Source organism: Pseudodesulfovibrio pelocollis (assembly GCF_030282845.1).
GTDB classification, from domain to species: Bacteria; Desulfobacterota; Desulfovibrionia; order Desulfovibrionales; family Desulfovibrionaceae; genus Pseudodesulfovibrio; species Pseudodesulfovibrio pelocollis.
Genome location: NZ_JASTWE010000013.1, coordinates 1 through 25,993, shown reverse-complemented (window position 1 = coordinate 25,993; position 25,993 = coordinate 1). Strand labels below are relative to the sequence as shown.

Annotated in this window: 30 protein-coding genes; 23 read left to right on the top strand and 7 right to left on the bottom strand. The window is 63.7% G+C overall.

Annotated elements, in window-relative coordinates; all coding sequences use genetic code 11:
- Positions 1 to 118: 118 nt before the first annotated feature.
- The 3 genes from rsgA to QQS14_RS06520 all read right to left on the bottom strand — a co-directional run bounded on the left by rsgA (position 119) and on the right by QQS14_RS06520 (position 3,466).
- On the bottom strand, positions 119 to 1,207 hold the full coding sequence (gene rsgA / locus QQS14_RS06530; RefSeq protein WP_285906207.1) for a ribosome small subunit-dependent GTPase A: 1,089 nt from the start codon (positions 1,205 to 1,207) through the stop codon (positions 119 to 121).
- A gap of 495 nt (positions 1,208 to 1,702) precedes the next feature.
- Positions 1,703 to 2,134, bottom strand: a complete 432-nt coding sequence (locus tag QQS14_RS06525; RefSeq protein WP_285906161.1) for an ACT domain-containing protein — start codon at positions 2,132 to 2,134, stop codon at positions 1,703 to 1,705.
- A 27-nt stretch (positions 2,135 to 2,161) separates the two neighbouring features.
- Positions 2,162 to 3,466 carry a phenylacetate--CoA ligase family protein gene (locus QQS14_RS06520; RefSeq protein WP_285906160.1) on the bottom strand — a complete coding sequence of 435 codons (1,305 nt, stop codon included), beginning with the start codon at positions 3,464 to 3,466 and terminating at the stop codon, positions 2,162 to 2,164.
- 341 nt (positions 3,467 to 3,807) lie between these two features.
- On the opposite strand from QQS14_RS06520, the gene QQS14_RS06515 reads away from it, so the two are divergent.
- The 4 genes from QQS14_RS06515 to QQS14_RS06500 are packed head-to-tail and all read left to right on the top strand — an operon-like array spanning position 3,808 to position 6,590.
- Positions 3,808 to 4,407 carry a nitroreductase family protein gene (locus QQS14_RS06515; RefSeq protein ID WP_285906159.1) on the top strand — a complete coding sequence of 200 codons (600 nt, stop codon included), beginning with the start codon at positions 3,808 to 3,810 and terminating at the stop codon, positions 4,405 to 4,407.
- A gap of 49 nt (positions 4,408 to 4,456) precedes the next feature.
- A complete protein-coding gene (rsfS, locus tag QQS14_RS06510; RefSeq protein ID WP_285906158.1) occupies positions 4,457 to 4,801 on the top strand; it encodes a ribosome silencing factor in 345 nt (114 codons plus the stop codon).
- Positions 4,802 to 4,813: 12 nt separating this feature from the next.
- Positions 4,814 to 6,343 (top strand): 2,3-bisphosphoglycerate-independent phosphoglycerate mutase, encoded by a 1,530-nt coding sequence (gene gpmI / locus QQS14_RS06505; protein ID WP_285906157.1) that lies wholly within the window; start codon positions 4,814 to 4,816, stop codon positions 6,341 to 6,343.
- Positions 6,344 to 6,347: 4 nt separating this feature from the next.
- Complete coding sequence (locus tag QQS14_RS06500) at positions 6,348 to 6,590, top strand: hypothetical protein (protein WP_285906156.1); 243 nt, start codon at positions 6,348 to 6,350, stop codon at positions 6,588 to 6,590.
- Between the two features lie 87 nt (positions 6,591 to 6,677).
- Here the strand turns inward: QQS14_RS06500 and QQS14_RS06495 are convergent, their stop codons facing one another.
- A complete protein-coding gene (locus tag QQS14_RS06495) occupies positions 6,678 to 7,130 on the bottom strand; it encodes a hypothetical protein (RefSeq protein WP_285906155.1) in 453 nt (150 codons plus the stop codon).
- Here QQS14_RS06495 and QQS14_RS06490 point away from each other — a divergent pair.
- Complete coding sequence (locus tag QQS14_RS06490) at positions 7,129 to 8,523, top strand: methyl-accepting chemotaxis protein (RefSeq protein ID WP_285906154.1); 1,395 nt, start codon at positions 7,129 to 7,131, stop codon at positions 8,521 to 8,523. The genes QQS14_RS06495 and QQS14_RS06490 overlap by 2 nt on opposite strands.
- A 69-nt stretch (positions 8,524 to 8,592) precedes the next feature.
- Here QQS14_RS06490 and QQS14_RS06485 read toward each other — a convergent pair whose 3' ends face one another.
- Both QQS14_RS06485 and QQS14_RS06480 read right to left on the bottom strand, forming a co-directional pair.
- Positions 8,593 to 9,492, bottom strand: coding sequence for a DMT family transporter (locus QQS14_RS06485; RefSeq protein WP_285906153.1), 900 nt, complete (start codon positions 9,490 to 9,492; stop codon positions 8,593 to 8,595).
- An 18-nt stretch (positions 9,493 to 9,510) separates the two neighbouring features.
- On the bottom strand, positions 9,511 to 10,170 hold the full coding sequence (locus QQS14_RS06480; protein WP_285906152.1) for an LOG family protein: 660 nt from the start codon (positions 10,168 to 10,170) through the stop codon (positions 9,511 to 9,513).
- Positions 10,171 to 10,358: 188 nt separating this feature from the next.
- Between QQS14_RS06480 and QQS14_RS06475 the strand changes: the two genes are divergently transcribed.
- From QQS14_RS06475 to QQS14_RS06445, 7 genes are all read left to right on the top strand, one after another.
- Positions 10,359 to 11,966 (top strand): MBL fold metallo-hydrolase RNA specificity domain-containing protein, encoded by a 1,608-nt coding sequence (locus tag QQS14_RS06475; protein WP_285906151.1) that lies wholly within the window; start codon positions 10,359 to 10,361, stop codon positions 11,964 to 11,966.
- Positions 11,967 to 11,969: 3 nt separating this feature from the next.
- On the top strand, positions 11,970 to 12,530 hold the full coding sequence (rsmD, locus tag QQS14_RS06470) for a 16S rRNA (guanine(966)-N(2))-methyltransferase RsmD (RefSeq protein WP_285906150.1): 561 nt from the start codon (positions 11,970 to 11,972) through the stop codon (positions 12,528 to 12,530).
- Positions 12,518 to 13,036 carry a pantetheine-phosphate adenylyltransferase gene (gene coaD, locus QQS14_RS06465; protein WP_285906149.1) on the top strand — a complete coding sequence of 173 codons (519 nt, stop codon included), beginning with the start codon at positions 12,518 to 12,520 and terminating at the stop codon, positions 13,034 to 13,036. Before rsmD ends, coaD begins: the two co-directional genes overlap by 13 nt.
- Positions 13,037 to 13,043: 7 nt before the next feature.
- Positions 13,044 to 14,015, top strand: coding sequence for a tRNA (adenosine(37)-N6)-dimethylallyltransferase MiaA (gene miaA, locus QQS14_RS06460; protein ID WP_285906148.1), 972 nt, complete (start codon positions 13,044 to 13,046; stop codon positions 14,013 to 14,015).
- Between the two features lie 203 nt (positions 14,016 to 14,218).
- Positions 14,219 to 16,057, top strand: coding sequence for a heavy metal translocating P-type ATPase (locus QQS14_RS06455; protein WP_285906147.1), 1,839 nt, complete (start codon positions 14,219 to 14,221; stop codon positions 16,055 to 16,057).
- Positions 16,058 to 16,204: 147 nt separating this feature from the next.
- Complete coding sequence (locus QQS14_RS06450) at positions 16,205 to 17,137, top strand: hypothetical protein (protein WP_285906146.1); 933 nt, start codon at positions 16,205 to 16,207, stop codon at positions 17,135 to 17,137.
- A 2-nt stretch (positions 17,138 to 17,139) separates the two neighbouring features.
- Entirely contained in the window at positions 17,140 to 18,039 is a 900-nt protein-coding gene (locus QQS14_RS06445) for a hypothetical protein (RefSeq protein WP_285906145.1), read from the top strand.
- Between the two features lie 184 nt (positions 18,040 to 18,223).
- Here QQS14_RS06445 and tatA read toward each other — a convergent pair whose 3' ends face one another.
- On the bottom strand, positions 18,224 to 18,424 hold the full coding sequence (tatA, locus tag QQS14_RS06440) for a twin-arginine translocase TatA/TatE family subunit (protein ID WP_155934999.1): 201 nt from the start codon (positions 18,422 to 18,424) through the stop codon (positions 18,224 to 18,226).
- A 224-nt stretch (positions 18,425 to 18,648) separates the two neighbouring features.
- Here tatA and QQS14_RS06435 point away from each other — a divergent pair, with 224 nt between their 5' ends.
- From QQS14_RS06435 to QQS14_RS06385, 11 genes are all read left to right on the top strand, one after another.
- Complete coding sequence (locus QQS14_RS06435; protein ID WP_285906144.1) at positions 18,649 to 19,047, top strand: hypothetical protein; 399 nt, start codon at positions 18,649 to 18,651, stop codon at positions 19,045 to 19,047.
- Positions 19,048 to 19,067: 20 nt separating this feature from the next.
- Positions 19,068 to 19,868 (top strand): hypothetical protein, encoded by an 801-nt coding sequence (locus QQS14_RS06430; protein WP_285906143.1) that lies wholly within the window; start codon positions 19,068 to 19,070, stop codon positions 19,866 to 19,868.
- A gap of 14 nt (positions 19,869 to 19,882) precedes the next feature.
- Positions 19,883 to 20,563, top strand: a complete 681-nt coding sequence (locus tag QQS14_RS06425) for an HAD family hydrolase (protein WP_285906142.1) — start codon at positions 19,883 to 19,885, stop codon at positions 20,561 to 20,563.
- An 89-nt stretch (positions 20,564 to 20,652) separates the two neighbouring features.
- On the top strand, positions 20,653 to 20,961 hold the full coding sequence (locus QQS14_RS06420; protein WP_285906141.1) for a YggT family protein: 309 nt from the start codon (positions 20,653 to 20,655) through the stop codon (positions 20,959 to 20,961).
- Positions 20,962 to 20,985: 24 nt separating this feature from the next.
- Positions 20,986 to 21,489, top strand: coding sequence for a DivIVA domain-containing protein (locus QQS14_RS06415; RefSeq protein ID WP_285906140.1), 504 nt, complete (start codon positions 20,986 to 20,988; stop codon positions 21,487 to 21,489).
- Positions 21,456 to 21,812 (top strand): DUF167 domain-containing protein, encoded by a 357-nt coding sequence (locus tag QQS14_RS06410; protein WP_345782788.1) that lies wholly within the window; start codon positions 21,456 to 21,458, stop codon positions 21,810 to 21,812. The genes QQS14_RS06415 and QQS14_RS06410 overlap by 34 nt, the downstream gene beginning before the upstream one ends.
- 22 nt (positions 21,813 to 21,834) lie before the next feature.
- Positions 21,835 to 22,065: a DUF465 domain-containing protein gene (locus tag QQS14_RS06405; protein WP_285906139.1), complete on the top strand. Its 231-nt coding sequence runs from the start codon at positions 21,835 to 21,837 to the stop codon at positions 22,063 to 22,065.
- 1 nt (position 22,066) lies between these two features.
- A complete protein-coding gene (gene ilvB / locus QQS14_RS06400) occupies positions 22,067 to 23,758 on the top strand; it encodes a biosynthetic-type acetolactate synthase large subunit (RefSeq protein WP_285906138.1) in 1,692 nt (563 codons plus the stop codon).
- 10 nt (positions 23,759 to 23,768) lie between these two features.
- Complete coding sequence (ilvN, locus tag QQS14_RS06395) at positions 23,769 to 24,260, top strand: acetolactate synthase small subunit (RefSeq protein ID WP_285906137.1); 492 nt, start codon at positions 23,769 to 23,771, stop codon at positions 24,258 to 24,260.
- Between the two features lie 9 nt (positions 24,261 to 24,269).
- Complete coding sequence (ilvC, locus tag QQS14_RS06390) at positions 24,270 to 25,364, top strand: ketol-acid reductoisomerase (protein ID WP_285906136.1); 1,095 nt, start codon at positions 24,270 to 24,272, stop codon at positions 25,362 to 25,364.
- Between the two features lie 201 nt (positions 25,365 to 25,565).
- Positions 25,566 to 25,993 (top strand): DUF2179 domain-containing protein (locus QQS14_RS06385; protein ID WP_285906135.1); only part of this gene is annotated, 428 nt, incomplete at its 3' end.

Genomic DNA, 25,993 nt, shown 5'->3' with positions numbered 1-25,993 from the left:
CCCCGTGCTTCGACAAAGCGTTCTTGCCGACTTATCCAGATATTCCGCAATTTCAGGCCGATTCGGCATGATCGGGGTTGGTTGGTAAATGGGCCGACGAATGTGTCGGCCCATTGCATTACTTGCCGCCGAGTTTTCTGTTTTTCTTGATGGATCTGACCAGAGTCGCAACTCCCTTCCAGCGCTCTTTTTCTATGCGCTCGGGGTTCTTGATCTGGCGCTGTGCCGCGTACTCAAGCTCGCGCTTCATTTTTCTCCAACTGGCGAACCGTTCCGGCTTCAGTTCTCCCGAGTCCACTGCGGACAAGACCCGGCATCCTGGCTCATGAGCATGGGAGCAGTCCGAAAAGCGGCAGTCCTTGGCCAATAGCTCTATATCCGGAAAGGCCGCGTCCACGCCGCCCTGATCATCCAGAAAGGCGACTTCGCGGATGCCGGGGTTGTCGATAATCATGCCGCCCTGGGGCATGAAGACCATATCCCTGGAGGTTGTTGTGTGTATGCCCTTGCCGTCGCTTTGGCTCACTGCTCCGGCCAGCCGCACCTCTTTGCCTGCGAGCCGGTTGACCAGGGTGGATTTGCCCGCGCCTGAGGAGCCAATAAGGGCTATGGTGTTGCCGGGAGCAATGTAGGGCTCCAGCTCTGCCAGCCCGGTCTGGTCGGCCGCCGAGATTAGGTGGATCGGCACGTCGAAGGCCATGGCCTCGATTTCGACCCCGCAGTCGGCGGGCGCTGGGTGGAGGTCGGCCTTGGTCAGAACGATGGCTGGCCTGAGTCCGCAATTGTAGATCAGGGTCAGATAACGCTCTATTCGAGCCGGGTTGAAATCCTGGTCCAGACCGCAGACGATCAGCACCGTGTCCAGGTTGGCAGCCATCACCTGCTCACGCCTGGCCGCTCCGTCATTTTTGCCGCGAGCCCCTGCCGCACCGCGTGCGAGGGCGTTCCTGCGAGGCAACACGTCGCACAGGACCGAACCGTTAAGCACAACCCAGTCTCCGGCGGCGGGATACAGTCCTTGCCGATGGGCCAGTGCGCCCGACGCATTCACGAGTGTCTCTCCCTTGCCTTGGCTGACAAGAAAGCCTCCCCTCCTGACGCTGGTGACTCGCGCAATGTCCTCAAGGCCGTAGCCCAGGGCTTCCAGTTGATTATGAAAGAAGGAACTCCAACCGAGCCGGGTAAGAGGATGAGAATCGTCTCGCATTGTTGCTTTGTTCATAGTTTTCAGCTCGTATCTCATTATTGGCATTAGCAAGAATAGAGTTTGCCATGCGCTTGACGCAGCATGACACTCCAGGGGCAATTGCATTGAGAGATGAGAGGGGGCCCCGGACAAAGGGCGAAACAGAAGACCAGGGCCGAAACGCGGGGCTCGGGCAGACAATGGACCGGCCAAAACGAATCGTCACGGCCGGATGGTGGCATGATGTTGCAGTCGCCTAGCTGTCGGCTTTTTTGTCCGAGGCCGTTGGCGCACTATCCAACAATGAGCGAAGTAAAAAAACCTCCTGAGTGGGCAAGTTGAACGTGTATCGTTCGAAGTTGCTACTTCTGCGGCGAAACCATGTCAACTGCCCAGCCTCAGGGCGCAGACATACGGTCATGGCTTCAGATCGAACCAAACCATGGGTGATGCCAGGCGAACGATCAAAAAAGAGGGGAGCCCGAAGGCTCCCCCCTGGACGTGTCGTGTGGCGGTCTACAGGGTGTAGAGCTTGTCGCCGCTGATGACGTTGATGCCGTTCTTTTGCAGCAGTTCGATGCCCTGGTCCGTGCGGTCGAAGCGGAAGATGAGCACGGCCCGGTCGCCGCTCTGGGTGACGAAGGCGTACATGTATTCCACGTTGATGCCTTCCTCCTGGAGCATGCTCAGGATGGCGTGCAGTCCGCCCGGCTTGTCGGTGATCTCCACGGCCACCACCGAGGTGCGGCCCACGGTGAAGCCGTTTTCCTTGAGCGTGGCCTTGGCGGTCTCGAAGTCCGAGACGATGAGGCGCAGGATGCCGAAGTCCGAGGTGTCGGCCAGGGACAGGGCGCGGATGTTGACGCCCGCCTCGCTCAGCAGGCGGGTGACCTCGGCCAGCCGGCCGGCGCGGTTTTCGAGAAATATGGAGAGTTGATCGACTTTCATGGTGGTATCCTCGCTATTTGGCACAGGTTAGCCTTCGTTTCTCTTGTCGATGATGCGCTTGGCCTTGCCCTCGGAGCGGGCGATGGTCTTGGGCTCGACGAGCTTGACCTTGGCCGTCACGCCGAGGAACTCCTTGATGTTCTTGGTTACCTTTGATTCCACCCGTTGTAAATTCTTAATCTCGTCCGAGAACATGGATTCGTTGACCTCCACCTGGACCTCAAGGGTGTCCATGTTGCCATGGCGCTCGATGATGAGCTGGTAGTGGGGGGTCAACCCCTCGGTCTCGATGAGGATGGACTCGATCTGGGACGGGAACACGTTGACGCCCCGGATGATCAGCATGTCGTCGCTGCGGCCGGTGACGCGGCGCATGCGGGTCGTGGTCCGGCCACACCGGCAGGGGGTGGTGTTCAGGGTGGTCAGGTCGCGGGTGCGGTAGCGGAGCAGCGGGATGCCCTCCTTGGTCAGGGTGGTGAAGACCAGCTCGCCCTCCTGGCCCGGGGCGAGCACCTCGCCCGAGTCCGGGTCGATGGTCTCGGCCAGGAAGTGGTCCTCCTGGATGTGCAGCCCGTCCTGGGCGTCCTCGCACTCGATGGCCACGCCGGGGCCCATGACCTCGGACAGGCCGTAGATGTCGATGGCCTTGATGCCCAGCTTGGCCTCGATGTCGCGGCGCATCTCCTCGGTCCAGGGCTCGGCCCCGAAGATGCCGATGCGCAGGGGCAGCTTGCGGATGTCGATGCCCATCTCAGCGGCGCTTTCGGCCAGGAACAGGGCGTAGGAGGGGGTACAGCAGATGACGTCGGACTCGAAGTCCTTGAGCAGCATGACCTGCCTGCGGGTGGCTCCGCCCGAGACGGGCACCACGGCCGCACCCAGGGTCTCGCCGCCGAAGTGCGCGCCCAGGCCGCCGGTGAAAAGGCCGTAGCCGTAGGCGTTGTGGATCATGTCCTTGGGCGTGGCTCCGGCGGCCACGAAGGAGCGGGCCATGAGTTGGCCCCAGGTTTCGAGGTCGCGCTTGGTGTAGCCCACCACGGTGGCCTTGCCGGTGGTGCCGGAGGATGAGTGGATGCGCACGATCTGGTCGCGGCTGACCGCGAACATGCCAAAGGGATAGTGGTTGCGCAGGTCCTGCTTGTCGGTGAAGGGCAGCAGGCGGACATCCTCAAGGGTGCGGATGTCTGTGGGCTTGAGTCCCTTTTCGTCAAATTTTTTCTTGTAGAACGGTACGTTGACATAGACGCGCTCGCACAGCGCCTGAAGTCGCCTGAGCTGGAGCCGCTCCATGTCCTCTCGGGGCAGGGTTTCGTTTTTCACGTCGAAAATCATGCTGGGTCCTCCTTGGCCCTGATCGGCCGCAATGATCGAAATGGAAAACCACGGCCCCTCAAGTCCGTGGTCGCTATCGGCGAGGTGCGCCGCTCGTCTCCCCTGGCCTGTGGCGGGAAAACACAGGCGGGAAATGGCGCGGCCGCTGGGGAAATTTCATAGCCGGAACTCTGCCCCATGTGCCGTGTCGAGTCAAGCGGTTATGCGGTTTGCGGCGGTTGGTCAGCCTCGCGGCGGCCTGCATCCGGGTCGTTTGCGGGGTGGACTCGCGGTGCGCCTTGGGGCAAGGTTGTGTGCAGGGATGGCGTCAAGCCCTCGCGTCAGAGGCAGAGGAGGCGGGAATGAACTTCAAGGAATTGGTGGCCGGGAGCCGCACCCGGCGCGTCTTCGATGAGTCAAGGCCGGTGGGCGTGCAGACCCTGGCCGGGTTGGTCGATCTGGCCCGGCTGACACCCTCGGGCAGGAACCTGCAACCGCTGAAATACGTGGTGGTGGCGGACGAGGCACTGTGCGCCCGGATATTTCCACTGCTCGGCTGGGCCGGGTATTTCAAGGACTGGCCCGGTCCGGGCCCGGGCCAGCGGCCCACGGGCTACATCGTGGTCCTGCTCGACCGGGACATCGCCGACTCGCCCGGATGCGACCACGGCATCGCCGCCCAGACCATCATGCTCGGCGCGGCCGACATGGGCCTTGGCGGCTGCATCATCGGCACTGTCAACCGCGGCAAGCTGGCGGATATCCTCGGCCTTGCCGACAGTTTCGAGGTGCTGCTGGTCCTGGCCCTGGGTGTTCCGGCCGAGGAAGTGGTGGTGGAAACCCTTCCCCCGGACGGAAAAATCGAGTATTGGCGCGGCACGGACGGTAGACACCATGTGCCAAAGCGCAGTCTTGACGAACTGATCGTCGGCCGCCATCCCGGCGGCGCGTCGGGTTCGTGATAACCTCATGTACGTTGGATAAATGAAAAAAGAAAACAAATTCAGTTCAATGGAAGGTCTCGACAAAGCCAGGCTCCTGGCCGGATGGCTGGACGAGAAGCAGGGAGCGGACATCATCATCATGAACGTGGCCGGGCTCAGTTCGGTCACGGACGTGACCATCGTCGTGTCGGCCCGGGGCATGAAGCACGCCCAGGCCCTGGCCGACGCCGTGCTGGCCCGTGCCTCGGAGAACGCCATCGAGTTCCTGGGCATGGAGGGCTACCAGTCGGGCGAGTGGGTCCTCATGGACCTGAACGACGTGCTCATCCACATCTTCCAGAGCGAGTCGCGCGAGTTCTACAACATCGAGGGCATGTGGTCCGAGGCCCCCAGGGTCGCCACCAGCGCCTGACCGGAGAATACGATGGTCAAGCCCAAGAAGACCCTGCTGCTTATCCTCGATGGATGGGGCATCGCTCCGGACGCAGAGGGCAATTGCGTCGCCCGCGCAGCCACCCCCCATCTGGACCGGCTGCTGGCCGACCATCCGTCCACCCGGCTGACCTGCTCGGGCCGCGCCGTGGGATTGCCCGACGGGTTCATGGGCAATTCCGAGGTGGGGCACATGAACATCGGCGGCGGGCGCGTCATCTATCAGGACATGACCCGCATCGACATGGCCATCGAGGACGGCTCCATCATGGAGAACGCGGTGCTCAAGGAGCTCATGGCCCGGACAAGGGCCGGGAGCGGGCGGCTGCACCTCATGGGGCTGGTCTCGGACGGCGGGGTCCACAGCCATCACAACCACATCCACGCCCTGCTCGAAATGGCCCGGCGCGAGGGGGTGGCCGAGGTCTTTGTCCATGTCTTTCTCGACGGTCGCGACACGCCGCCTTCGAGCGGGCTTGAGTACACGCGCCAGTTGATGGAGCGGATGGAGTCCCTGGGCGTGGGCCGCGTGGCCACGGTCAGCGGTCGTTTCTGGGCCATGGACCGTGACAGGCGCTGGGAGCGCAACGCGGTGGCCTACCGCGCCCTGATCTGCGGCGAGGGCGTGGCCATGGCCGATCCTCTGACCGGCATCCGGGCCGCCTACGACGCGGGCGAGACCGACGAATTCGTCAAGCCGGGCGTCATCTCCGGGGTGAACGGGACCATCGGCGACGGCGATGGGCTGTTCTTTTTCAATTTCCGCGCCGACAGGGCGCGCCAGATCAGCCGGGCCATCTTCGACCCCGCCTTTGCGGAGTTCGAGAGGCCCGTGGTGCCACGGCTGGCCGGGTTCGCCTCCATGACCCGGTACGAGGAGGGCACGCCCCTGCCCGCCGCCTTTGCGCCCCAAAGCTATGAGGGAACGCTGGGCGAGGTGGTCTCCGGGCTGGGCCTGCGCCAATTGCGCATCGCCGAGACCGAGAAGTACGCACACGTCACTTATTTCCTCAACTGTGGGCGCGAGGAGCCGTTTTCCGGCGAGGACAGGGTGATGATCCCCTCGCCGCGCGAGGTGGCCACCTATGATCTCAAACCGCAGATGAGCGCGGCCGAGGTGGCCGAAGCCCTCATCGAGCGGCTGCCCGACTACGACCTGTGCGTATGCAATCTGGCCAATCTCGACATGGTGGGCCACACCGGCGTCATGGCCGCCGCGCGCACCGCCTGCGAGGTGGTGGACGGCTGCGTGGGCCGCATCGTCGCGGCCGTGCTCGAGCAGGGCGGCCGGGTACTGCTCACGGCCGACCATGGCAACGCGGAGCAGATGCTGGCCGGGGACGGCACCCCGCACACGGCCCATTCCACCAACCCCGTGCCGCTGGTGCTCATCGAGGAGGGGGGCGGGGTGACCGTCCTTGAGGAAGGCATCCTTGGCGACATCGCCCCCACCATTCTTGCCCTGTGGGGCATCGACGCGCCGCCCGCCATGACCGGCAGAAACCTCGCGAGGAAAGGATAGGTCCATGTCCGCATCCAAAAAACCCCTGACCCCGGTGAAACCCGCAGGCATGGAGCTGATCTTCCTCTATCCCTGCCCCCATTGCAGCCGCGAGGTGCCGCTCATCGCCCCCTCGCGTCCGGCCATGGCCCAGTGCGACACCTGTCGCGAGAACTTTCCCATCGTGCCCGTGGACGACAGGACCATCCGCTATTTCAGGCTCATCCTCGCGGGCGGCAAGGCCTCCATTGATCCCGATTTCCTGTAGCATGGGGACCAGCCCTGAGGCGGAACCGCCCCGGCATCCTTCGCGTTTTTTTCTGGATTTTCTCTAGAGTCAAATATTTATATTGAATTAATTCAATATTTCGACAAGACAGCCCAGGCCGCCGGAAATTCCGGCGGCCTGTTCATTTTGGCCCCGCATTTGCTCTGGTTGCGCATCGCTTGCAGTGAAATTCAAATGGGGAAGTGGAGAAATGATGATGGAAAAGTCCGTGTTTTTGGCGAGATGCCTGCCTGCCGCAGCGGTGTGCGCCGGGGTGGTTGCCGGGGTGGTGCCCGCGCTGGCCGGGTCTGGGGAAGTGACAATTCTGTCAGCCCGGGTGGGCGTTCTGACCTGGGCGCTGGTTGGTGCCGGGTTGCTGGCAGTGCTTGGAACCGTGCTCGGCGCTGTTGTCGCCTCGCGCATGACATCAAAAAAATACAATGAGTTGGCAATTTCGCTGCAAAAAATCGCGGCAGGCGGATCGCAGGTGGTCCTGCCCAGGGCGGGCAATGACAATATTGGGAAGATGGCCGGAGCCATGCACCAAATTGTCAGCTTCACTAGAGAGTTAGAGAGGCAGGCCGCAGGGAGCGAAAATGTAGCCCGCGAGGCGTCGGCCAAGGCGAAATCCGCCCTGGACATTGCGGCCGCAGCGCGGGAGCAGGGCGAGGCGGCCCGCTGCCACGGGCTGCTCTCGGCCGCCGAGTCGCTTGACGTGTCGGTGCGGGCCATCCGCGACCAGTCGGGGCTCCTCGACACGGCGGCGGACACGGCCAGCCGGGGCGCGGCCGATCAGCAGCGCTTTATCTCCGAGGCGGCCTCGGCCATGGAGGAGATGAACGCCTCGGTGACCGAGACGGCCATGAACGCCGATGCTGCCGCCGCCGATGCCGAGCGGGCCATGGAATACGCCCGGGGCGGGGCCGAGGTGGTCTCGCGCACCCTGGGCTCCATCCGCTCGGTGGCCGACAACTCCCGCTCCCTGGCCGAGCGCGTGTCCGGGCTGGGCAGCCAGGCCGAGGGCGTGGGCCGGATCATGGGCGTCATTTCAGACATTGCCGACCAGACCAATCTGCTTGCGCTCAATGCGGCCATCGAGGCGGCCCGGGCGGGCGAGGCCGGGCGCGGCTTTGCCGTGGTGGCCGACGAGGTGCGCAAGCTGGCCGAAAAGACCATGGTCGCCACCCGCGACGTGGGCGTGGCCATCGAGGGCATTCAGGAGCAGGTGCGCCAGACCGTGGTCGGTGTCAGGGAAATGGGCGGCCTGACCGACGCGGCCGCCGCCCTGGCCCAGGAATCGGGCGAGGCCCTGGACGAGATCGTGACCTACGCGGGCACCAGTGCCGACCGCATCCGGGCCATTGCCTCGGCCGCGTCCCAGCAGTCCATAGCCAGCGAGGACGTGACCCGGACCATCACCGAGGTCCACACCATCTCCGCCACCACGGGCAAGGCCATGGCCGAGGCGGCCCGGGCCGTGACCGTGCTGGCAGAGCGGGTGGAGGATCTGGCCACCATGACCGACATGTTCCGGCTGGTGGGCAAGGGCAGGGTGCAGGAGGTCATCGGCGAACTGGCCGCATCGCGCGATGTCCAGTCGCGCGAGCGTGCAAGCATGGAAGGCACCATGCGCCGCGCCCTGAAGGCCAACGACTTCCTCGAACTTCTCTATATCACGGACGAAAAGGGGCGCCAGCTGGTCAGCAACCTGGGCGGCAAGGTCACGGGCTACGGCGAGGACGCGGGTGCCGTTGGCTCGCAGTGGTCCACGCGGCCCTGGTTCACCGGGGCCATGGAGAACCGGACCTTCTTCATCTCGGATGTCTATGAGTCGTCCGCCTCGGGCGAGAGCTGCATCACCGTGTCCAGCCCTTTCTTCGACCGGGACGGCCGGATTCTCGGCGTCATCGCCGCCGACGTGCGTGTGGGTTGATCGGGGCGGAGTCATCGTTTCGGGCGGGGAGGGCGATGCGCCTTTCCCGCCCGTTTTGCCGTCAATGTTTCAACTGGTCCTTGAGCCAAGCCGCATCAGCACGTTTCCAGCGATGATGAAGCCAAGGCCAAAGAGGGTGGAGGGCAGAATATCCTCGCCCACCAGGAAGTGGATGAAGACTAGGGAGAGAAAGGGCGAGAGAAAGATGAGGTTGGCCACCCGGGCCGTGCCGCCGCCGTCGGGCATGGCCGCGTATTTCATGGCCGTCAGCCACATGGCGAAGGTCACGCCCATCTCGAAGACGCCCACGTAGGCCGCGCTCAGCAATCCGGCCGGGGTCAGGGGCGGCAGTTCCGAAAAGATCAGGGTGGCCGCGAGGATTACAGGCAGGCCGAAGAGGAAGTTGAGAAACAGCCCCGTGACCGGATCAAGGGCGCTGCGGGTGTTGTATATCCAGTATAGGGCCCAGATGATGGTCGAGCCCAGGGCCAGGGCCACGCCCAGGGAGTCGGAGAAGGCCATGGACAGCGGGTCGCCGTGGGTGGAGATGACCACTACGCCCGCGTAGCTGACCAGGATGGCCGCCGCGTCCGCCAGCCGCAGGCGCTGGCCCAGCAGCGGCACGGAGAGCAGGGTCAGGGTGATGGCCCAGGTGTAGTTGAGGGGCTGTGCCTCCTGGGCCGGGAGCAGATCGTAGGCCATGAACAGGATTATGTAGTACAGGGCCGGGTTGAGGGCGCCGAGCAGGGCGCAGCGGGCCATGTCTCCGGCCGGGACGCGCAGGGCCGCGCCAAGCCCGCCCCGGGCCGCCAGGATGGCCGCCAGGGCGAGCAGCGACGCCGCGCAGGCGCACAAAAGCAGCTGGAACGGGTCGAGGTGGCGCAGGGTGAGCTTGAAGGCCGAGGCCACGGTGGACCATACGGCCACCGTGGCCAGGCCGAAGAGCAGGGCCTTTGTCCGGGCGTTCACGGCGTGGGCGCGGCCCGGCTACAGGACGACGTGCTTCTTGATGTAGGCCACGGCTTCCTTGGGGTCGTCGGTGACCTTGAAGAGGTCCAGGTCTTCCTCTTCGCAGAACTTGTTGGCCACCAGTTGGTCGCGGAACCAGTCGATGAGGCCGCCCCAGAACTCGGTGCCCATGAGCACGATGGGGAAGGGCTTGATGCGGTGGGTCTGGATGAGCACCAGGGCCTCGGCCAGCTCGTCCAGAGTGCCGTAGCCGCCGGGCAGGGCCACATAGGCCATGGCGTACTTGATGAACATGAGCTTGCGGATGAAGAAGTAGCGGAAGTCGCAGCGGACATTCATGAAGGGGTTGTTGTGCTGCTCCATGGGCAGGTGGATGTGCAGGCCGATGGACTCGCCGCCGTTCTCGAAGGCGCCCTTGTTGCCCGCCTCCATGAGGCCGGGACCGCCGCCGGTGATGACCGAGAACCCGGCCTTGGAAAGCATCTTGGACAGCTGCTCGGTCTGCTTGTAGAGCGGGTGGTCCGGCTTGACCCGGGCCGAACCGAACATGGAGACGGCCGGGCCGATGTCGGACAGGGTCTCGAACCCGTCCACGATCTCGGCCATTATCTTGAAGAGCCGCCAGGACTCCTGCATGGAAAGGTCATCAATCATGTACTGCTTGGAACGGTGGATCATGCGTACTCCTTGTCAGGTGTTGGGGACCTTGAGGGATTTGTTGCCTCATTGCCCATTATGGGGCATGTAGACCGGGGAGCGGCGACCGGGTCCCGCTCTCTGCAACCGTTTCATTACACCGATTTTTTCCCTTTCGGAAGCGGATTATTCCTGCGGGAACCGCCCGGAGGGGGATGCGAGGATTTTTGATGAAGGTCACATTCATGGGAGCGGCCCGAACCGTGAGCGGCTCCTGCTACATCATCGAGTGCGCGGGCGCGCGGTTTGCTCTGGACTGCGGCCTGCACCAGGGCAACAGGGAAATCGAGAAACGCAACTGGAACCTGGACGAGTACGGGCCCAAGAAGCTCGATTTCATCCTGCTCACCCACGCCCACATCGACCACAGCGGGCTGCTGCCCGCCATGGTCTCCAAGGGGTTCAGGAATCCCGTCTACTGCACCGGGCCGACCAGGGACCTCGTGGAGATCATGCTCCTCGACAGCGCCTATATCCAGGAGATGGAGGCCGAGTGGCTCAACAGGAAATCCCTGCGAACCGGATCGAAGACGCACAAGCCCCTCTATTCCATCGGTGACGCCGAAAACACCATCCCCCTGCTGGCCAAGGTGGACTACGACAAGACCTTCGAGCCCGCGCCGGGCATCAGGGTGACCTACAAGAACGCGGGGCACATCCTCGGCTCCGCCTTCATCGAGATCGAATACGACCACGAGGGCAGGCGAACCAAGGCCGTGTTTTCCGGCGATCTCGGCCGCCCGGAACAGCTCATCGTGCCGGACCCGGACGCCATGGAGGGCGCGGACTACATCTTCCTCGAGTCCACCTACGGCAACCGCAACCACCCGGACAAGGAACGCAGCCTCGACGAACTGGCCAAGGCCATCGAGTACAGCTACGCCAAAAAGGAGAAGGTGATCATCCCGGCCTTTGCCGTGGAGCGCTCTCAGCAGATTATCTACAGCCTCTTCCTGCTGCGCAAGCAGGGCAGGCTGCCCCACGACATGCCTGTCTACCTGGACAGCCCCCTGGCCATCCGGGCCACGGAGATATTCAGAAAACATCCTGAATATTTTGATGAAATCACCAGGGAATACATTGAAAACGGCGAGCATCCCCTGGATCTGCCCAACCTGCACTTCACCGAGAGCCGCGAGCAGTCCCAGGCCATCAACGAGTCCAAGGGGTCGGCCGTGGTCATCTCTGCCAGCGGCATGGCCAACGCGGGCCGGGTCAAGCACCACCTGCGCCACAACCTGTGGCGGCCAGGGGCCAGCGTCGTCTTCGTGGGCTGGCAGGGCGTGGGCACTCCCGGCCGCAAGATTCTCGGCGGGGCCAAGAAGATCCGCCTGTTCAACGAGGAGGTGGCCGTCGCGGCCAAGGTCTTCACCATCAACAGCTTCTCGGGCCACGCCGGGCAGGACGACCTGATGAACTGGCTGGGCTCCATGCAGGGCCGAAACGTCCAGGTCATCCTCGTCCACGGCGAGGCCGAGGTGCAGAAGGAATTCGGCGACCTCATCGGCCAGCGCTACGGATTCGAGGTCCACATTCCCGAATACATGGAAGTGCTTGACCTGGTTCCCGGCCACGAGATGGCGGCCGTGGTGGACATGGCCGTGGCCCGTCCCCGCGTGGACTGGGAGTTCCTGCTGCGCGATTCCGAGAACCTCTACGAGGAGCTTCGCAAGCGGGCCAAGGACGTACAGAACCGTCCGTGGGTGGATCAGGTGGATCTGCGCGACAGGCTGCTCGACGTCAATCGCAACCTCGTGGAACTCATCTCGGAGATGTAGCTGGTGCGCGTGGTCGGCGGTCGCTTCAGGGGACGGTCCATCAAGACCTGCGAGGGGCCGGGCTACCGGCCCGCCACCATGAAGGTGCGCGAGTCGGTCTTCTCCATGCTCGCGGCCCGGGGGGTGGATTTTTCCGCTGTCCGGGCGGCGGACATGTTCGCGGGCAGCGGCAGCCTGGGCATCGAGTGCCTGAGCCGGGGCGCGCACCTGGTCTGGTTCATCGAGAAGAACCCCCGGGCCGCCGCCCTCATCCGCGCCAATCTCGCGGACCTCGGCGTGGAAAAATCGCGGGCCAGGGTGGTGTCCAGGGACATTTTCATGGTATTGTCCAATCCGCCGGACGCGCCCTTTGACCTTGTCTTCATCGACCCGCCCTACGGCCGGGATCTGCTCATCCCGACCCTGGACAAGGCGCTGGCCACCGGCTGGGTCGCCCCGGGCGGGTTCGTCCTGGCCGAGGTGGAAACGTCCGTGACCGCGCCGACCGCCGCCCCCGTGGCCGGGCTGGAACTCGTAACCGACCGCGAATACGGTCAGACCAGGATACTCCTATGGCGGAACTGAACCCCAAGCTGGCTGTCTATCCCGGAACCTTCGACCCCCTGACCATGGGCCACGTCAGCCTGATCAGGCGCGGACGCAAGGTCTTCGAGGACATTATCCTGGCCATTGCCGGGAGCACGCCCAAGAAGACACTCTTTTCCCTCGACGAGCGGGTGGCCCTGGCCAAGGAGGTCTTCCGCGACGATCCTCATATCATTGTCGAGTCCTTTGACTCCCTGCTCATCGACTACGTGGAGGCGAAGCGGGCAGGCGTAATCATGCGCGGCCTGCGCGCCGTGTCCGACTTCGAATACGAGTTCCAGATGGCGCTGATGAACCGCAAGCTCAACCGCGACATCGAGACTGTGTTCATGATGACCGATTTCCGTTGGATGTACCTGAGCTCGACCATCGTCAAGGAAGTGGCCCAGTATGGCGGCGATGTCTGCGGACTGGTGCCCGGCCCGGTGGTCAAGGCCCTCAATGTCAAGCTCGGGCTCGGATACGGCTGCGGGGAAGGGGCGTGAGCCGGTCGTGACCGCGTCGTCTCCGGCCTCTGCCCCGGCCTCTGGCTCGTCTTCTGTCCCGCCCATACTCTGCCTGCTCGGCCCTACCGGCACGGGCAAGACTGCGGCGGCCATCGCCGTGGCCCGGCGCATGGCGGCCAGCGTCATCAATTTCGATTCGCGGCAGGTATACGCGGATTTTCCCATCATCACGGCCCAGCCCGATGAGGTGGAGCGGGCGGCCTGTCCGCATTTGCTCTACGGGTTCCTGGCCACGGATGAGCGGATGACAGCGGCCCGGTTCGTGGAACTGGCCCTGGAGGCCATCGCCGGGGTGCACGCCCAGGGCCGGCTGCCCATCCTGGTGGGCGGCACCGGGCTGTATCTGCGCTCGCTGCTCTCGGGTATCGCGCCCATCCCGGAGATACCGGACGACATCCGCCGGGCCGTGCTGGAACGGGTGCGCGCCCAAGGTCCGCAGCGCCTGCACGCCGAGCTTGCGAAGACCGACCCGGATTACGCTGCCAGAATCCATCCCAACGACACCCAGCGCAACGCCCGGGCCGCCGAGGTGCTGCTGGCCACGAGCCGGACCATGACCTGGTGGCACACCCGGAGCGATCACGCGCCCGCGCCCTTTGACGCCCTCAAGGTGGGCCTGCGCCTGCCCCTGGCCGAGCTTGAGCCGCATCTGGCCGGGCGAATCGATGCCATGCTGGCCGCCGGGGCCGTGGATGAGGCCAGGCAGGCCTTTGCCAGGCATCCAGACCCGGAAGCCCCGGGCTGGACAGGCATCGGCTGCGCCGAATTGCTCGCCTTCCTGCGCGGCCAGACCACCCTTGGGCAGGCGCGCGCCCTGTGGATCAAGAACACCCGGGCCTATGCCAAGCGCCAAATGACATGGTTCGCCAAGGAGCCCGGCATCCGCTGGTTCGCCCCGGGCGAGAACCAGGCCGTGGCCGACTGCGTTGCCGACTGGCTGGCCGCCCGCCAGCAATAGTCCCCCCACGGCTTCGGGCAGTCCGAGCCCCACCTTTCCGCACTTTTCAACTCCTTTCATCCCCCTGTTCAGTCAATTGATGGTCGCCATCCGGCCCGGCGCTGGTCAATTTCCATTTCGACGTCAAAGAATCTTGACAATCAAACTATCCTGGTGCTAAGTCGGCCAAATTGGTTTGACTATCAAGCAAAATGGAGTTGACGATGATTGGACGCCACTCTGGTCTCCAGGTCTACAGGGAGCTGTTTCGCTCCGGGGATTTTCTGAAGCTGCTTGGCGGGGCGGCGCTCATTCCCACCGCCTTTGTTTTCGAAGACGTGACGATCCCGTTTCTGCCCGCCCTTTCCTGGGGAAGCGCGTTGCTGATCGTCTCCATCGTCATAAACGGCCTGCCCATCATCCTGGAGGCAGGCAGGGGGATTCTGGCCAGGAAGATCAACGTGGACGAGCTGGTCAGCATGGCCATCATCGCCTGTCTGGTCACGGGCAATTATCTTGAGGGTGCCGTGGTCAGCGTCATCATGGTCTTCGGAACCCTCATCGAAGAGGCGGTCAGCGACAGCGCGCGCAACTCCATCCGCGCCCTCATGGAGGTCACGCCCGAAACCGCCATGCTGGAGGTTGACGGCAGGGAGGTGGTCACCAGGGTCAGGGACATGAAGAGGGGCGATGTCCTCGTCATCAGGGCCGGAGACACCATCCCGGTTGACGGGACCGTCATCCAGGGGAAAACCTCGGTCAACGAGGCGTCCATAACCGGCGAGTCCATTCCGGTGGCCAAGGTGCTCGGCGATGCGGTGTTTGCGGGAACCGCCTGCATTGACGGCTTCATCCGGGTCCGGGCCGACCGGGTCGGTGAGGATTCCACCATCGGGCGGATAATCCAGATGGTGGAGGCCGCGGAAGGTCAAAAGACCGAGAGCGCCAGGATCGTGGACAGATACGCCTCCTGGTTCACGCCCGCCATCCTGGCCATCGCCGTGCTCACCTATGTGGTCACCAGGGATGTCACCCGCTCCATCACCGTACTCATTGTCGGCTGCCCCTGCTCGTTTCTGCTGGCCAGCCCGGTCTCCGCCGTGGCCGCCATCGGGCGCGCGGCCAAGTCGGGCATTCTGGTCAAGGGCGGCAGGTATCTGGAGAATCTGGCCACTGCCACCGGATTCTTCTTCGACAAGACCGGGACCCTCACCAGTGGAGAGCCGGAGGTCGTCGCCGTCAGACCGGCCCGGGGCCGGAGCGAGGAGGAGGTGCTGCGCCTGGCAGCCGCTGTCGAAGTGGGGAGCCTGCATCCCCTGGGCCTTGCCATCGTGGCCCGGGCCAAGGCCATGGGCTCTCGCCTCGATCCCGCCACGGAGATTTGCACCGAAGCGGGCAGCGGGGTTTGCGGCCATGTCAATGGCATGCGGATCGAGGTCACCGGGAGCCAGGCCGTGGATGAGAGCGGATACACAATGGTTGATGTGCTGGTGGATGGCGAAGTGGCCGGAACCATAAGTCTTCTGGACAACCCCAGGGAGACGGCGGCCGAAACCATGCGCCAGCTTCGCGCCGAAGGGATCAGGGATCTGGTGATCATCTCCGGCGATCAGCCCCTGCCGGTGCGCACCATTGCCGAGCGGGTCGGCATCGGGCAATACCACGCCTCCCAGAAACCCGACGAGAAGTTGGACAGAATCAGGGAGTACGACCGGGGCAAGACTGTCTACATAGGCGACGGCATCAACGACGCCCCGGCCCTGAAGGCGGCATCCACCGGCATCGCCATGGGGCTTCGCGGTTCGGATGTCGCCCTGGAGACAGCCGACATAGTCCTGCTGAACGACAGGCTGGAGCAGCTGCCGTTCCTGGTTCGCCTTGCCCGCAAGATGGCGCGGATCATCAGGATCGGCATCCTGATCAGCTTCGCCATCAACATCGTTTCGGTCATGGCCAGCTCGGCCGGGTTGCTCACACCCATCCTCGGGGCCCTGACCCACAACCTGGGGGCGATTGTTGTCGTGTCCCTGGCCGCGTCCATCAGGTTTTCCAGAGAGGAGTAAGGGCGGCAGCGGACACGCCTGTCCTGCCCATCCGGCGCAACGCCCTGCAAGCGGCTTGCGCAAATGCGGCAGGCGCGATACATGCGTGGCTGCGTTTGCGGGGCCGGTTGCGGTTCGCGCACCCTGATTCAAGGAAGCTTGCAGCCTATGTATTCATTGCGACTGGTGTTGATGGTGGCGATGGTCCTGACGTTTTCCGTCCGGTCCTTCGCCTTTGAGGGTTTGGTGCAGCCTGTGGGCGATGGGGGCACCATCGCCTGGGGCAGCGGCGAGGTCGAGGTGGTCCGTGCGCTGGAGCATGGCGAGGACGGCGGCGAGCCGTCGCCGCTCTCGGTCCGCATGGCGGTGAGTCAGGCGCGAAAACAGCTCCTCGACATCATCCTGGCCGTGCGCATTGACGCCAGGGGCACGGTGAGCGCCTATCTGGCCGAGGACGAGGACGCGGCAGCCCGTGTGCGCGGCCTTGTCCAGAATTCTCCCCTCAAGCGTCCGGCGGTGTTTGACAACGGGGGCGAGGTGCGCGTGACAGAGCGGCTTCGCGGCGCGTTGGCCGAGCTTGTCCTGCCCACCAGCATCCAGTTCCAGAGCGGCATACCGCCCCGGATGCCCACCTCCATGGAGGGAAACTTGGCCTTTGAAGGCGACGGCCCGCCCGAGGAGGCCGGGATCGGCACCCGCGGCTATACCGGGGTGATCGTGGATGCCCGTGGATTGCGGGCGATCCCGGCCATGGCCCCGGTCATCTACGGCCAGGACGGCGTGGCGGCCTATGGACCCTTCCTGGTCAGCCGGGCCAACGCCATCGCCAGGGGGGTGGCCGCGTATGCCTCCACCGACGACCGGGCGGCCCTGCGCGAGCGGGTGGGCGACAATCCGCTGGTGGTCCGGGCCCTGAGCACCTTTGGCTCGTGGCGGACCGATCTGGTGGTTTCGTCCCCCATGGCCCGTCTCATCCAGGCCATGATGCGTGTGGGCGATGCCGTGGACCAGTGCCGGGTGGTCATCGTCATCGACCCCTTGGCGAGCGGCCACGGCGCGATCCCGGTGCCAGACACCACCTTGCCGCAGACAGAGGAGTAGCCATGCGGATTATTCGGAATATTTTGCTGACCGGCCTGTGGCTGTGCCTGCTCGCCAGCACGGCGCAGGCGGCCTCGGTGCGGGTTTTCAAGGCGGGCGAGGCCGGAGTCTCCCCCATGCAGCTGCGCGAGGGGGCCATGGCCGAGGGTTTTGCCCAGGCAGTGGTGGACGAGGCGCGCACCATGCTTCCGGCCGAACTTGACGAGGTCCGGGCCGAACTGCTGCGGCTGTACATGGTCGAGCACGCCAAGCCCTATGTGCAGGGCTATAATATCGTCTCGTCCGAGGCCATGGACGCCGGTCTGATACTTAACCTCGACGTGATCATCGACAGGACAGCCCTGCGGGAAGGCCTCAGGCAGATGGGGTTCTATTCCACCCTGTCGGCCCCGCAGCCGTTGAATCTGGTTCTGCCCCAGAATCTGACCGGGGAGGAGGGGAGCGCCCTGATGGATCTCGTCACCCTGACAGGCCTTCGCCGCGAGGCGGCTGGCACGCCGGTCTTCACCCTGGAGAAGGGGGCCGAGGGCGTGTTCCTGGCCCATCTCGACGCCGGCGCCGACCGCTGGACCGCCAGGGGCAAGAACATGACCACTGTCTGGTTCGACCTGTGGGGCCGGTTCTTCACCCGGCCCGAGGCCGCGGCCCTGCGCACCGACATGCGCGAACTCTCTGTGGCGGGCTGGTTTTCGTCCGATGCCGCCCTGGAGTTCGACAGGGTGCTGCGCGGCTGGGACTCGGCCGTGCAGGAGGTGCAACTGGTGGAGCTGGACATGCAGCCCTCCGGGGTGGGGGCGAGCTGGAACCTGCGTCTGGTCAGCGGCGAGCGCTTTGCCATGCTGCTTGGCGGCTATCTTCCGCAGCGCGGCCTGACGCACCGGCTGACCGAGGTCGGTCAGTAGCATCCTTGACGCGCATGGTTTTAACAGGCCCCCCGGAAGTCGCTGTTGCGCGGCTTCCGGGGGGTCTTTTGGGGGAGTGATTCGGCGGGGGGATTCGATCAGGCTCGGTGCACAAGAAAGCGTCCGGCCGCCGAAGCGGCCGGACGCGAAATATGCGCCCTGGTGATGCCAGTGGTGGGTCTGGCTAATCGTCCTTCTTTTCTTCTTTTTTCTCTTCTGACTTCGGGGTGACGTCGATCTCGTCGGGCTCATTGGTGGCCTTCTTGAAGTTGCTGATGGCCTTGCCGATGCCGCCGCCGATTTCAGGCAGCTTCTTGGCGCCAAAGATGACCAGCACGATGACGAGGATAATCAACAGTTCCCATACTCCGAATCCGCCGATCATAAGAAAGCCTCCAAAGGTGGTATTGATGCGTCAAACCGTGAATTGTCAGAGGCTATACACCCGCCCCGGGGTCAGGTCAAGAAGATGGAACTTTTCCCATGACATCGCCACGGAGTGAAAAACCCTGTTGCGCCTTTACAATCCTGCCTCCGGGCTTTACATCATCCAGACGATGGAGGACGGCCGTCCCGGCGCGTTGTCCGGGCCGTCATCCAGGGAGACCCATGGCCGACATTCTGCCCTTGCCCGGCGACGAGTGCCGACACCACGCGCGTGGCCGTTGCCTTTACGAGGAGCACCTCAACCCCGGGTACTGCTCGACATGGCGATGCCGGGCCATTGCCCGCTGGGAGTCGGCCTTTGACGATTTCCTGGTCCGGGCCGAGCGGTTCGAACTCGGCCAGGAGCAGGTGGCGATCCTGTGGGAGCGCCGGTTCACCCGTATGGTCCGGTCCCTGGACTGCGACCATTATGCGTCGGGCGGCGGGGCGGAACTGCCCGCCTGCGCCCATGTGCGCGACGGGCTATGCTGCCTGGCGCTTCCACCGTGCGAGGGACGCTGCCGCCATTTCCGGCTGCCGCGGCCCGTCCAGTCCGGCCCGCAATCCGATGGACCCGATTGATGAAAGCAAGGAGCCCGTTCATGCTGCTGTCATTTCCTCATATGCATCCGACCCTGTCCCGGTCAGGCCATCTGCCGGGACTGCGTTTTTTTGACCCGGGCATGACCGAAGCGCCGGTGGAAGGCGGCTTCAGGCCCGAGGGGCTGCCCCTGGACCCCCGGACCGCCGCCGCCCTGATCCGCGACTGCGTCAGTTTTGGCGAGCAGTTCAAGGACCCCGGCGAGATGGCCTATTTCGGGGCCATGACCCCGGACGAATTCTATGAGGGATCGGCCGCCTCCATTCAGTCCCAGCTCCTGCGCCGGTTTGCCGAGACGCCGGACCAGGGCGAGGGGCAAGGCCGGGGCGAGGCCATGGCCCGCGCCCAGTTCATCATGCTCCTGGCCTGGTTCTTCGAGGAGAAGGCCATCGAGCTTGCGGGGCTGGAGCAGGGCGTGAAGGCGTCGTGGCGGTCCATGGACACGGCTCTGGGGCTCGACGACGAGGATCGGGCCGACGAGCGTATGCTCATTCTGGGCAATGCCCACAGCCACACCGGCGGAGTGACCGACGGCCAAGCCATGCCCCTGCCCTGGCAGCGCATGATCGAGGCCCTGCCGACGCTGCTGCCCGGGGACGCCGTGCTGGTCTGCGCCGAGCCCGCCATCATCGCGGCCTGGGCCGATGCGGATATCGTCTTTGAGACCGCCGACCCGGAGTCCGGGCTGCCCGAGGGGGCGCGGGTGGCCACGCAGCCAGCCTGGCGCTTCGCCGGGCGGCGCAAGCCGCTGAAGTCCATGCCGGACACGGAGCGGGAACTGACCATCGCCATCATCGGCTAGCCACGGGAGAGCGCATGGCCCTTGCCAACCAACTCATGAATCCCCGTCTGCTACAGGGACTCAAGTGCATCGTCTTCGACTGCGACGGGGTACTCATCGACTCCTTTGAAGCCAACATGCGCTACTACGGCATGATCAAGGAGCGCCTCGGCCTGCCGCCCCTGAGCGACGAGGAGAAACACTACGTTCACACCCGCACCCACAAGGATTCCGTCCGGTTCATCGCCCCGGGCGAGTTGAACTCCAGGGCGTGGGAGATCATCCGGGAGTTCGACGCCACCACGCTGCTTCCCTACCTGCGGCGTAGCGAGGGGGTCCGGGAATTCCTGTGGTGGCTGCGCGGCGCGGGCTTCAAGCTGGCCGTGAACACCAGCCGTACAGACAGCATGGACTTCATCCTCAAGCACATGGACCTTGAGGGGTTCTTCTTCCCTGTCATCACCTCGGGCAAGGTGGCCACTCCCAAGCCGCACCCCGAGGGTGTGCACCGGATCATGGCCGCGCATCGGCTCGCGCCGGACGAGGTGGCCTTCATCGGCGACTCGGTGGTGGACGAGCGCACGGCCCGCGCCGCAGAGGTCCGTTTTTGGGCCTACCGCGACGCCAGCCTGAGCGCCCAGATCCACATCCAGAGCTTCTGGGAGATCAAGGCCGCCATGCAACGCTGCTACAAAGGACCGGGTCTGTCGCATTAGGACTTGATTCTTGTACCCTGGTGTGCAAAATTATCATCATTGACATCATTGGCGGAAACTGAAAATTATCCCGTCATTCTGGAGGCTTCATGGACTTGATTGTCCGCGCTATCGCAACCGTCCTCGGCATCGTTCTCAACGCCTACTTCTGGATCGTCATCATTTCCGCCCTGCTTTCCTGGGTGAATCCCGATCCCTACAACCCCATCGTGCGTTTCCTGCGCGGTGTCACCGAGCCGGTCTTTTACAAGGTCCGCAGTTGGATACCCTTTGCCGTGGTGGGCGGGTTCGACCTGTCTCCCATTGTCGTTCTTCTGGCCATCAAGGCGTGTGAAATCGTCGTGGTCGGCAACCTGATGCGCCTCGCCTTTTCCCTGGCCGGCGGTCCGACGATGTAATCCCCTGAGTCAAGGAGGTCTGCCGTGACCATTTCCAAGGTCGATTTGCTCAACAAGCAGTTCTCGCGCAGCCTGATCGGGTACTCGCGCATGGAGGTGGACCAGTTCCTGCTGGAGCTGGCCGACGTCCTGGGCGAGTCTGCCGAGGCGCACAAGAATCTGCGCAGGAAACTCAAGCAGATGGAGCAGGCGCTCAAGGAGTATCGGCAGCGGGACGAAACCCTGCGCGACACCCTTATGAGCACCCAGAAGATGGTGGATGATCTCAAAGTCGCGGCCACCAGGGAGGCCCAGCTCGTGCTCGACGAGGCCAGAGCCAAGGCAGACGCCACGGTTCAGCGCGGGCACAACCGGCTGGCCCAGATTCACGAGGAGATCGAGGACCTCAAGCGGCGGCGTACCCAGTTCGAGGTGCAGCTCAAGGGGTTGCTCAAGTCCCACCTGGAGATGCTCGAAATGAGCGATCCGGACAGGGACAAGGTGGAGGAGCTTGAATCCAAGCTCACCTATCTGAAGAAAGTCGAATAAGGCGGGACAGTCATATTTCCCTTCCAGAGTTTGTCAGCAGATGCGGAGGCGGGTGGCGCATCGCCGTCTGGGTGCAGCCCGGGGCCAGCAGGAGCGAGGTCGTCGGGGTCTACCAGCAGTGCGTCAGGATCAGGCTGCGCGCCCCGGCAGTGGACAACAAGGCCAACAAGGCGCTCGTGGCCTTTGTGGCGGATGTGTTGAAGGTGAAGAAGGGCCAGGTGAGCATCGAGTCGGGCCAGACGACCCGCAGGAAGCTCCTGGCTCTCGATGCGGCGGCGGTGCCTGACTGGGCCGGGCTCTCTCCGGCCGGTTGCTCGCATTAACCCGTTAATAAAGGAGCGGTACATGGAAGCCAAGGATCTTGAACTCATCGAGAAGTACGGGGCCGAGGATCCCGAACTGAGGGCTCTTTGGGAACAGCATGTCGTTTACGAAAAGTTGCTCGACAAGGTGGAAACCAAGTCGTTCCTCTCGCCCACCGAGACCCAGGAAGTGAAGGAGCTCAAGAAGAAGAAGCTGGCGGGCAAGACCAAGATGCAGTCGCTTCTCGACAAATATCGGAATCTGGAGGCGTAGCATGAAATTGACCGGGGCCCAGATGCTGCTCAAGTGTCTGGAGAAGGAAGGCGTTGAGGTCATGTTCGGTTTCCCGGGCGGAGCCGTCATCGACATCTATGACGAGATCCCCAATTCCTCCGTGGAACACATCCTGGTGCGGCACGAGCAGGGCGCCATCCACGCGGCCGACGGCTATGCCAGGGCAACCGGCAGGGTGGGGGTCTGTCTGGTCACTTCCGGTCCCGGAGCCACCAACACCGTCACTGGCATTGCCACGGCCTACATGGATTCCATCCCGGTGGTCATCTTGACCGGACAGGTGCCGCGCGCCCTGATCGGCAACGACGCCTTCCAGGAGGTCGACATCGTCGGCATCACCAGGCCGTGCACCAAGCACAACTACCTTGTCCAGGATATCGAGGATCTGGCCGCGACGGTCAAACAGGCCTTTTATCTGGCCCGTTCCGGCCGTCCCGGCCCGGTCCTCGTGGACCTGCCCAAGGATGTCATGCAGCAGGTGGCCGAGTTCAATTATCCCGATTCCGTGCAGATGCGCAGCTACAACCCCACCAGCAAGCCGCATGTGGGGCAGGTGCGCAAGGTCATGAAACTACTCAAGAAAGCTCGCAAGCCCCTCATCTATTCCGGCGGCGGGGTGATCACCTCGGGCAGCCACGCGGACCTGACCTGGCTGGCCCGCAACCTGCGCATCCCGGTCACCTCGACCCTCATGGGCCTTGGGGCCTTCCCTGGCGACGATCCGCTCTTCCTCGGCATGTTGGGCATGCACGGCACCTTTGCGGCCAACATGGCTGTGAACAACTGCGACCTGCTGCTGGCCGTGGGCGCGCGCTTCGACGACCGGGTCACCGGCAAGGTGGACACCTTTGCCCCCAACGCGACCATCATTCATATCGACGTGGACCCCACCTCGATCCAGAAGAACGTCTCCGTCCATGTGCCCCTGGTGGCAGACTGCAAGGCGGCCCTGGCCGCACTCCGAACTGAGTCCGAGGCATCGCTGGACGACACCGAATGGGCGGCGGACCATAAGGAGTGGGTCGATCAGGTCCAGGCCTGGGGCGCGGAGCACCCCCTGACCTACAAGGACGACGACGTGGTCATCAAGCCGCAGTATGTGGTGGAAAAGATTTACGAGATCACCAAGGGCGACGCCATCATCGCCACCGAGGTGGGCCAGAACCAGATGTGGGCCGCCCAGTTCTACAAGTACACCAAGCCCAACACGCTGCTCACCTCGGGCGGGCTCGGCACCATGGGCTACGGCTTCCCCGCGGCCATGGGCGCCCAGCGCGCCTTCCCGGACAAGCTGGTCATAGACATCGCGGGCGACGGCTCCATCCAGATGTGCATCCAGGAGATGATGACCGTGGTCTGCAACAAGCTGCCGGTCAAGATCGTCATCCTCAACAACGGCTATCTGGGCATGGTCCGCCAGTGGCAGGAGCTTTTTTACCGGAAGAACTATTGCGAGACCTGCCTCGACGCCCAGCCCGACTTCGTCAAGCTGGCCGAGGCCTACGGCGCGGCCGGATTCCTCGTGACCGAGAAGAAGGACGTGGAATCGACGCTGCGCGAGGCGTTCGCCCTGGACAAGCCGGTCATCGTGGACATCCGCGTGGCCAGGGAGGAGAATGTCTACCCCATGGTCCCGGCCGGTGCCTCGCTCACCGAGATGCTGCTCGTTTAGGAGACAGACGATGAAGAAACACACGCTTTCCGTGATGGTCGAAAACGAGCCGGGTGTCCTCTCGCGCGTGTCCGGGCTGTTCAGCGGCCGGGGCTTCAACATTTATTCGCTCAATGTCGCGCCCACGCTGGAGAAGGGCGTTTCCCTCATGACCATCGTGGCCGAGGGCGACGACCAGATCATTGAGCAGATCGTCAAGCAGTTGCGCAAGCTGGTCCCCACCATCAAGGTCAAGGATCTCACGGAGATGAAGTCAGTGGAGCGGGAGATGGTGCTGATCAAGGTCAATGCGGAGGACTCCAAGCGGGCCGAGATCCTGCGCATTGTTGACATCTTCCGGTGCAAGGTTGTAGACGTCAGCACCGACGAGTTGACCATCGAGGTCACGGGCGACCAGGGCAAGATCGGCGCGCTGGTCAGCCTGCTCGGCCGGTTCGGCATCAAGGAGATCGCCCGCACGGGCAACGTTGCCATGCAGCGTTCCATGCAGATCGACCTATAATCCACGTCCATGCGCCTGCCGGGCAGGGGATTTCTCTGCCCGGCGTTTTTGCGCGTTCACATATCAACCGAAATTGCGGCCCGTCGTGGCGAAAAATATGAGGAGATGATTTCCATGAAAGTGTATTACGAGAAAGATGCCGATTTGAGCCTGCTCAAGGACAAGACCGTGGCCATTATCGGCTACGGCAGCCAGGGCCATGCCCACGCCCAGAACCTGCGCGATTCCGGCATCAACGTCATCGTGGCCCAGCGCCCGGGCGGCCCCAACTACGATCTGGCCAAGGAGCACGGCTTTGCGCCCATGTCCGTGGCCGACGCTGCCAAGCAGGCAGACCTGCTCATGATCTTGCTGCCCGACCAGTATCAGGCCGATGTCTTTGCCGCCGACATCCTGCCCCACCTCAAGGAGGGCAACGTCATCGCCTTTGGTCACGGCTTCAACGTGCATTTCCAGCAGATCGTGCCGCCCAAGGGCGTGGACTGCGTCATGATCGCCCCCAAGGGCCCGGGCCACCTCGTGCGCCGCACCTACACCGAGGGCGGGGCCGTGCCCTGCCTGGTGGCCGTGGCCAACGACGCCTCGGGCAAGGCCCTGGACATCGCCCTGGCCTATGCCAAGGGCATCGGCGGCACCCGCTCCGGCGTCATCGAGACCACCTTCAAGGAAGAGACCGAGACCGACCTCTTCGGCGAGCAGGCCGTGCTCTGCGGTGGCCTGACCGAGCTGTGCAAGGCCGGGTTCGACACCCTGGTGGAGGCCGGATACCAGCCCGAGGTCGCCTACTTCGAGTGCCTGCACGAGCTCAAGCTGATCATCGACCTGATGTACGAGGGCGGCATGGCCAAGATGCGCTACTCCATCTCCGACACCGCCGAGTACGGCGACTACGTCACCGGCCCGCGTATCATCACCGAGGAGACCCGCGCCGAAATGCGCCGCGTGCTCAAGGACATCCAGACCGGTAAGTTCGCCCGCGACTTCATCCTCGACAACAAGGCCGGGCAGGTGGGGCTCAAGACCATGCGCCGCATCGGTGCCGAGTCCCAGATCGAGGAAGTGGGCGGCCGTCTGCGCGACATGATGAGCTGGTTGAAGAAATAGCTGGTTGAAAATAACAGTTGGTGAAGAAACAGCTGGTTGAAGCAATGGCTGGCTGAAGAAATTCCCGGCTTCCATAGAGCTGTCGTTTCACAGGGCGGCCCCGTAATGGGGTCGCCCTTTTTTTGTCCGAAGATTCCTCTTGACGTGGGTATATGGCGGCCTTAGTAGTCGCTCTTCACAATTTCCGAGAGGGAAAAAGCAATGATGGAAAATGTCCTGCTCCTTGGAGCGCTTGTCTTTTTGGCCGAGGTGGCTGTCTTGACCCTTGGCACGGTCAGGACCATGGTCACCGTGCTTGGCGAGTCCAAGGCCGCCTTTTGTCTGGGCTGCCTTGAGATGACCCTGTGGGTCTTCGGCACCTCGGCGGTGATGCTCAAGGTGGGGGATGAACCCATCCTCGGCTTCTGCTACGCCCTTGGTTTTGCCTGCGGGAACGTGGTGGGCATATGGGCCGAGAAGAAGCTGGCCCTTGGCAACGTGGTGGTGCGCATCATCAGCGCGTGGCGCGGTGCGGAGATCGCCCAGGCCATCCGGGCTGCGGGCTTTGGCATCACCACCGTGGCGGGCGAGGGCTCGGCAGGGCCGGTGACCGTGCAGTTCGTGGTCTGCAAGCGCAAGGACATGAAGCG

Coding starts and splice junctions, on each gene's coding strand:
- rsgA (WP_285906207.1), bottom strand. CDS start 1,207: ATGCGAGACGATTCTCATCCTCTTACCCGGCTCGGTTGGAGTTCCTTC.
- QQS14_RS06525 (WP_285906161.1), bottom strand. CDS start 2,134: ATGAAAGTCGATCAACTCTCCATATTTCTCGAAAACCGCGCCGGCCGG.
- QQS14_RS06520 (WP_285906160.1), bottom strand. CDS start 3,466: ATGATTTTCGACGTGAAAAACGAAACCCTGCCCCGAGAGGACATGGAG.
- QQS14_RS06515 (WP_285906159.1), top strand. CDS start 3,808: ATGAACTTCAAGGAATTGGTGGCCGGGAGCCGCACCCGGCGCGTCTTC.
- rsfS (WP_285906158.1), top strand. CDS start 4,457: ATGGAAGGTCTCGACAAAGCCAGGCTCCTGGCCGGATGGCTGGACGAG.
- gpmI (WP_285906157.1), top strand. CDS start 4,814: ATGGTCAAGCCCAAGAAGACCCTGCTGCTTATCCTCGATGGATGGGGC.
- QQS14_RS06500 (WP_285906156.1), top strand. CDS start 6,348: ATGTCCGCATCCAAAAAACCCCTGACCCCGGTGAAACCCGCAGGCATG.
- QQS14_RS06490 (WP_285906154.1), top strand. CDS start 7,129: ATGCACCAAATTGTCAGCTTCACTAGAGAGTTAGAGAGGCAGGCCGCA.
- QQS14_RS06495 (WP_285906155.1), bottom strand. CDS start 7,130: ATGGCTCCGGCCATCTTCCCAATATTGTCATTGCCCGCCCTGGGCAGG.
- QQS14_RS06480 (WP_285906152.1), bottom strand. CDS start 10,170: ATGATCCACCGTTCCAAGCAGTACATGATTGATGACCTTTCCATGCAG.
- QQS14_RS06475 (WP_285906151.1), top strand. CDS start 10,359: ATGAAGGTCACATTCATGGGAGCGGCCCGAACCGTGAGCGGCTCCTGC.
- coaD (WP_285906149.1), top strand. CDS start 12,518: ATGGCGGAACTGAACCCCAAGCTGGCTGTCTATCCCGGAACCTTCGAC.
- QQS14_RS06455 (WP_285906147.1), top strand. CDS start 14,219: ATGATTGGACGCCACTCTGGTCTCCAGGTCTACAGGGAGCTGTTTCGC.
- QQS14_RS06450 (WP_285906146.1), top strand. CDS start 16,205: ATGTATTCATTGCGACTGGTGTTGATGGTGGCGATGGTCCTGACGTTT.
- QQS14_RS06445 (WP_285906145.1), top strand. CDS start 17,140: ATGCGGATTATTCGGAATATTTTGCTGACCGGCCTGTGGCTGTGCCTG.
- tatA (WP_155934999.1), bottom strand. CDS start 18,424: ATGATCGGCGGATTCGGAGTATGGGAACTGTTGATTATCCTCGTCATC.
- QQS14_RS06435 (WP_285906144.1), top strand. CDS start 18,649: ATGGCCGACATTCTGCCCTTGCCCGGCGACGAGTGCCGACACCACGCG.
- QQS14_RS06430 (WP_285906143.1), top strand. CDS start 19,068: ATGCTGCTGTCATTTCCTCATATGCATCCGACCCTGTCCCGGTCAGGC.
- QQS14_RS06425 (WP_285906142.1), top strand. CDS start 19,883: ATGGCCCTTGCCAACCAACTCATGAATCCCCGTCTGCTACAGGGACTC.
- QQS14_RS06420 (WP_285906141.1), top strand. CDS start 20,653: ATGGACTTGATTGTCCGCGCTATCGCAACCGTCCTCGGCATCGTTCTC.
- QQS14_RS06405 (WP_285906139.1), top strand. CDS start 21,835: ATGGAAGCCAAGGATCTTGAACTCATCGAGAAGTACGGGGCCGAGGAT.
- ilvB (WP_285906138.1), top strand. CDS start 22,067: ATGAAATTGACCGGGGCCCAGATGCTGCTCAAGTGTCTGGAGAAGGAA.
- ilvN (WP_285906137.1), top strand. CDS start 23,769: ATGAAGAAACACACGCTTTCCGTGATGGTCGAAAACGAGCCGGGTGTC.
- ilvC (WP_285906136.1), top strand. CDS start 24,270: ATGCGCCTGCCGGGCAGGGGATTTCTCTGCCCGGCGTTTTTGCGCGTT.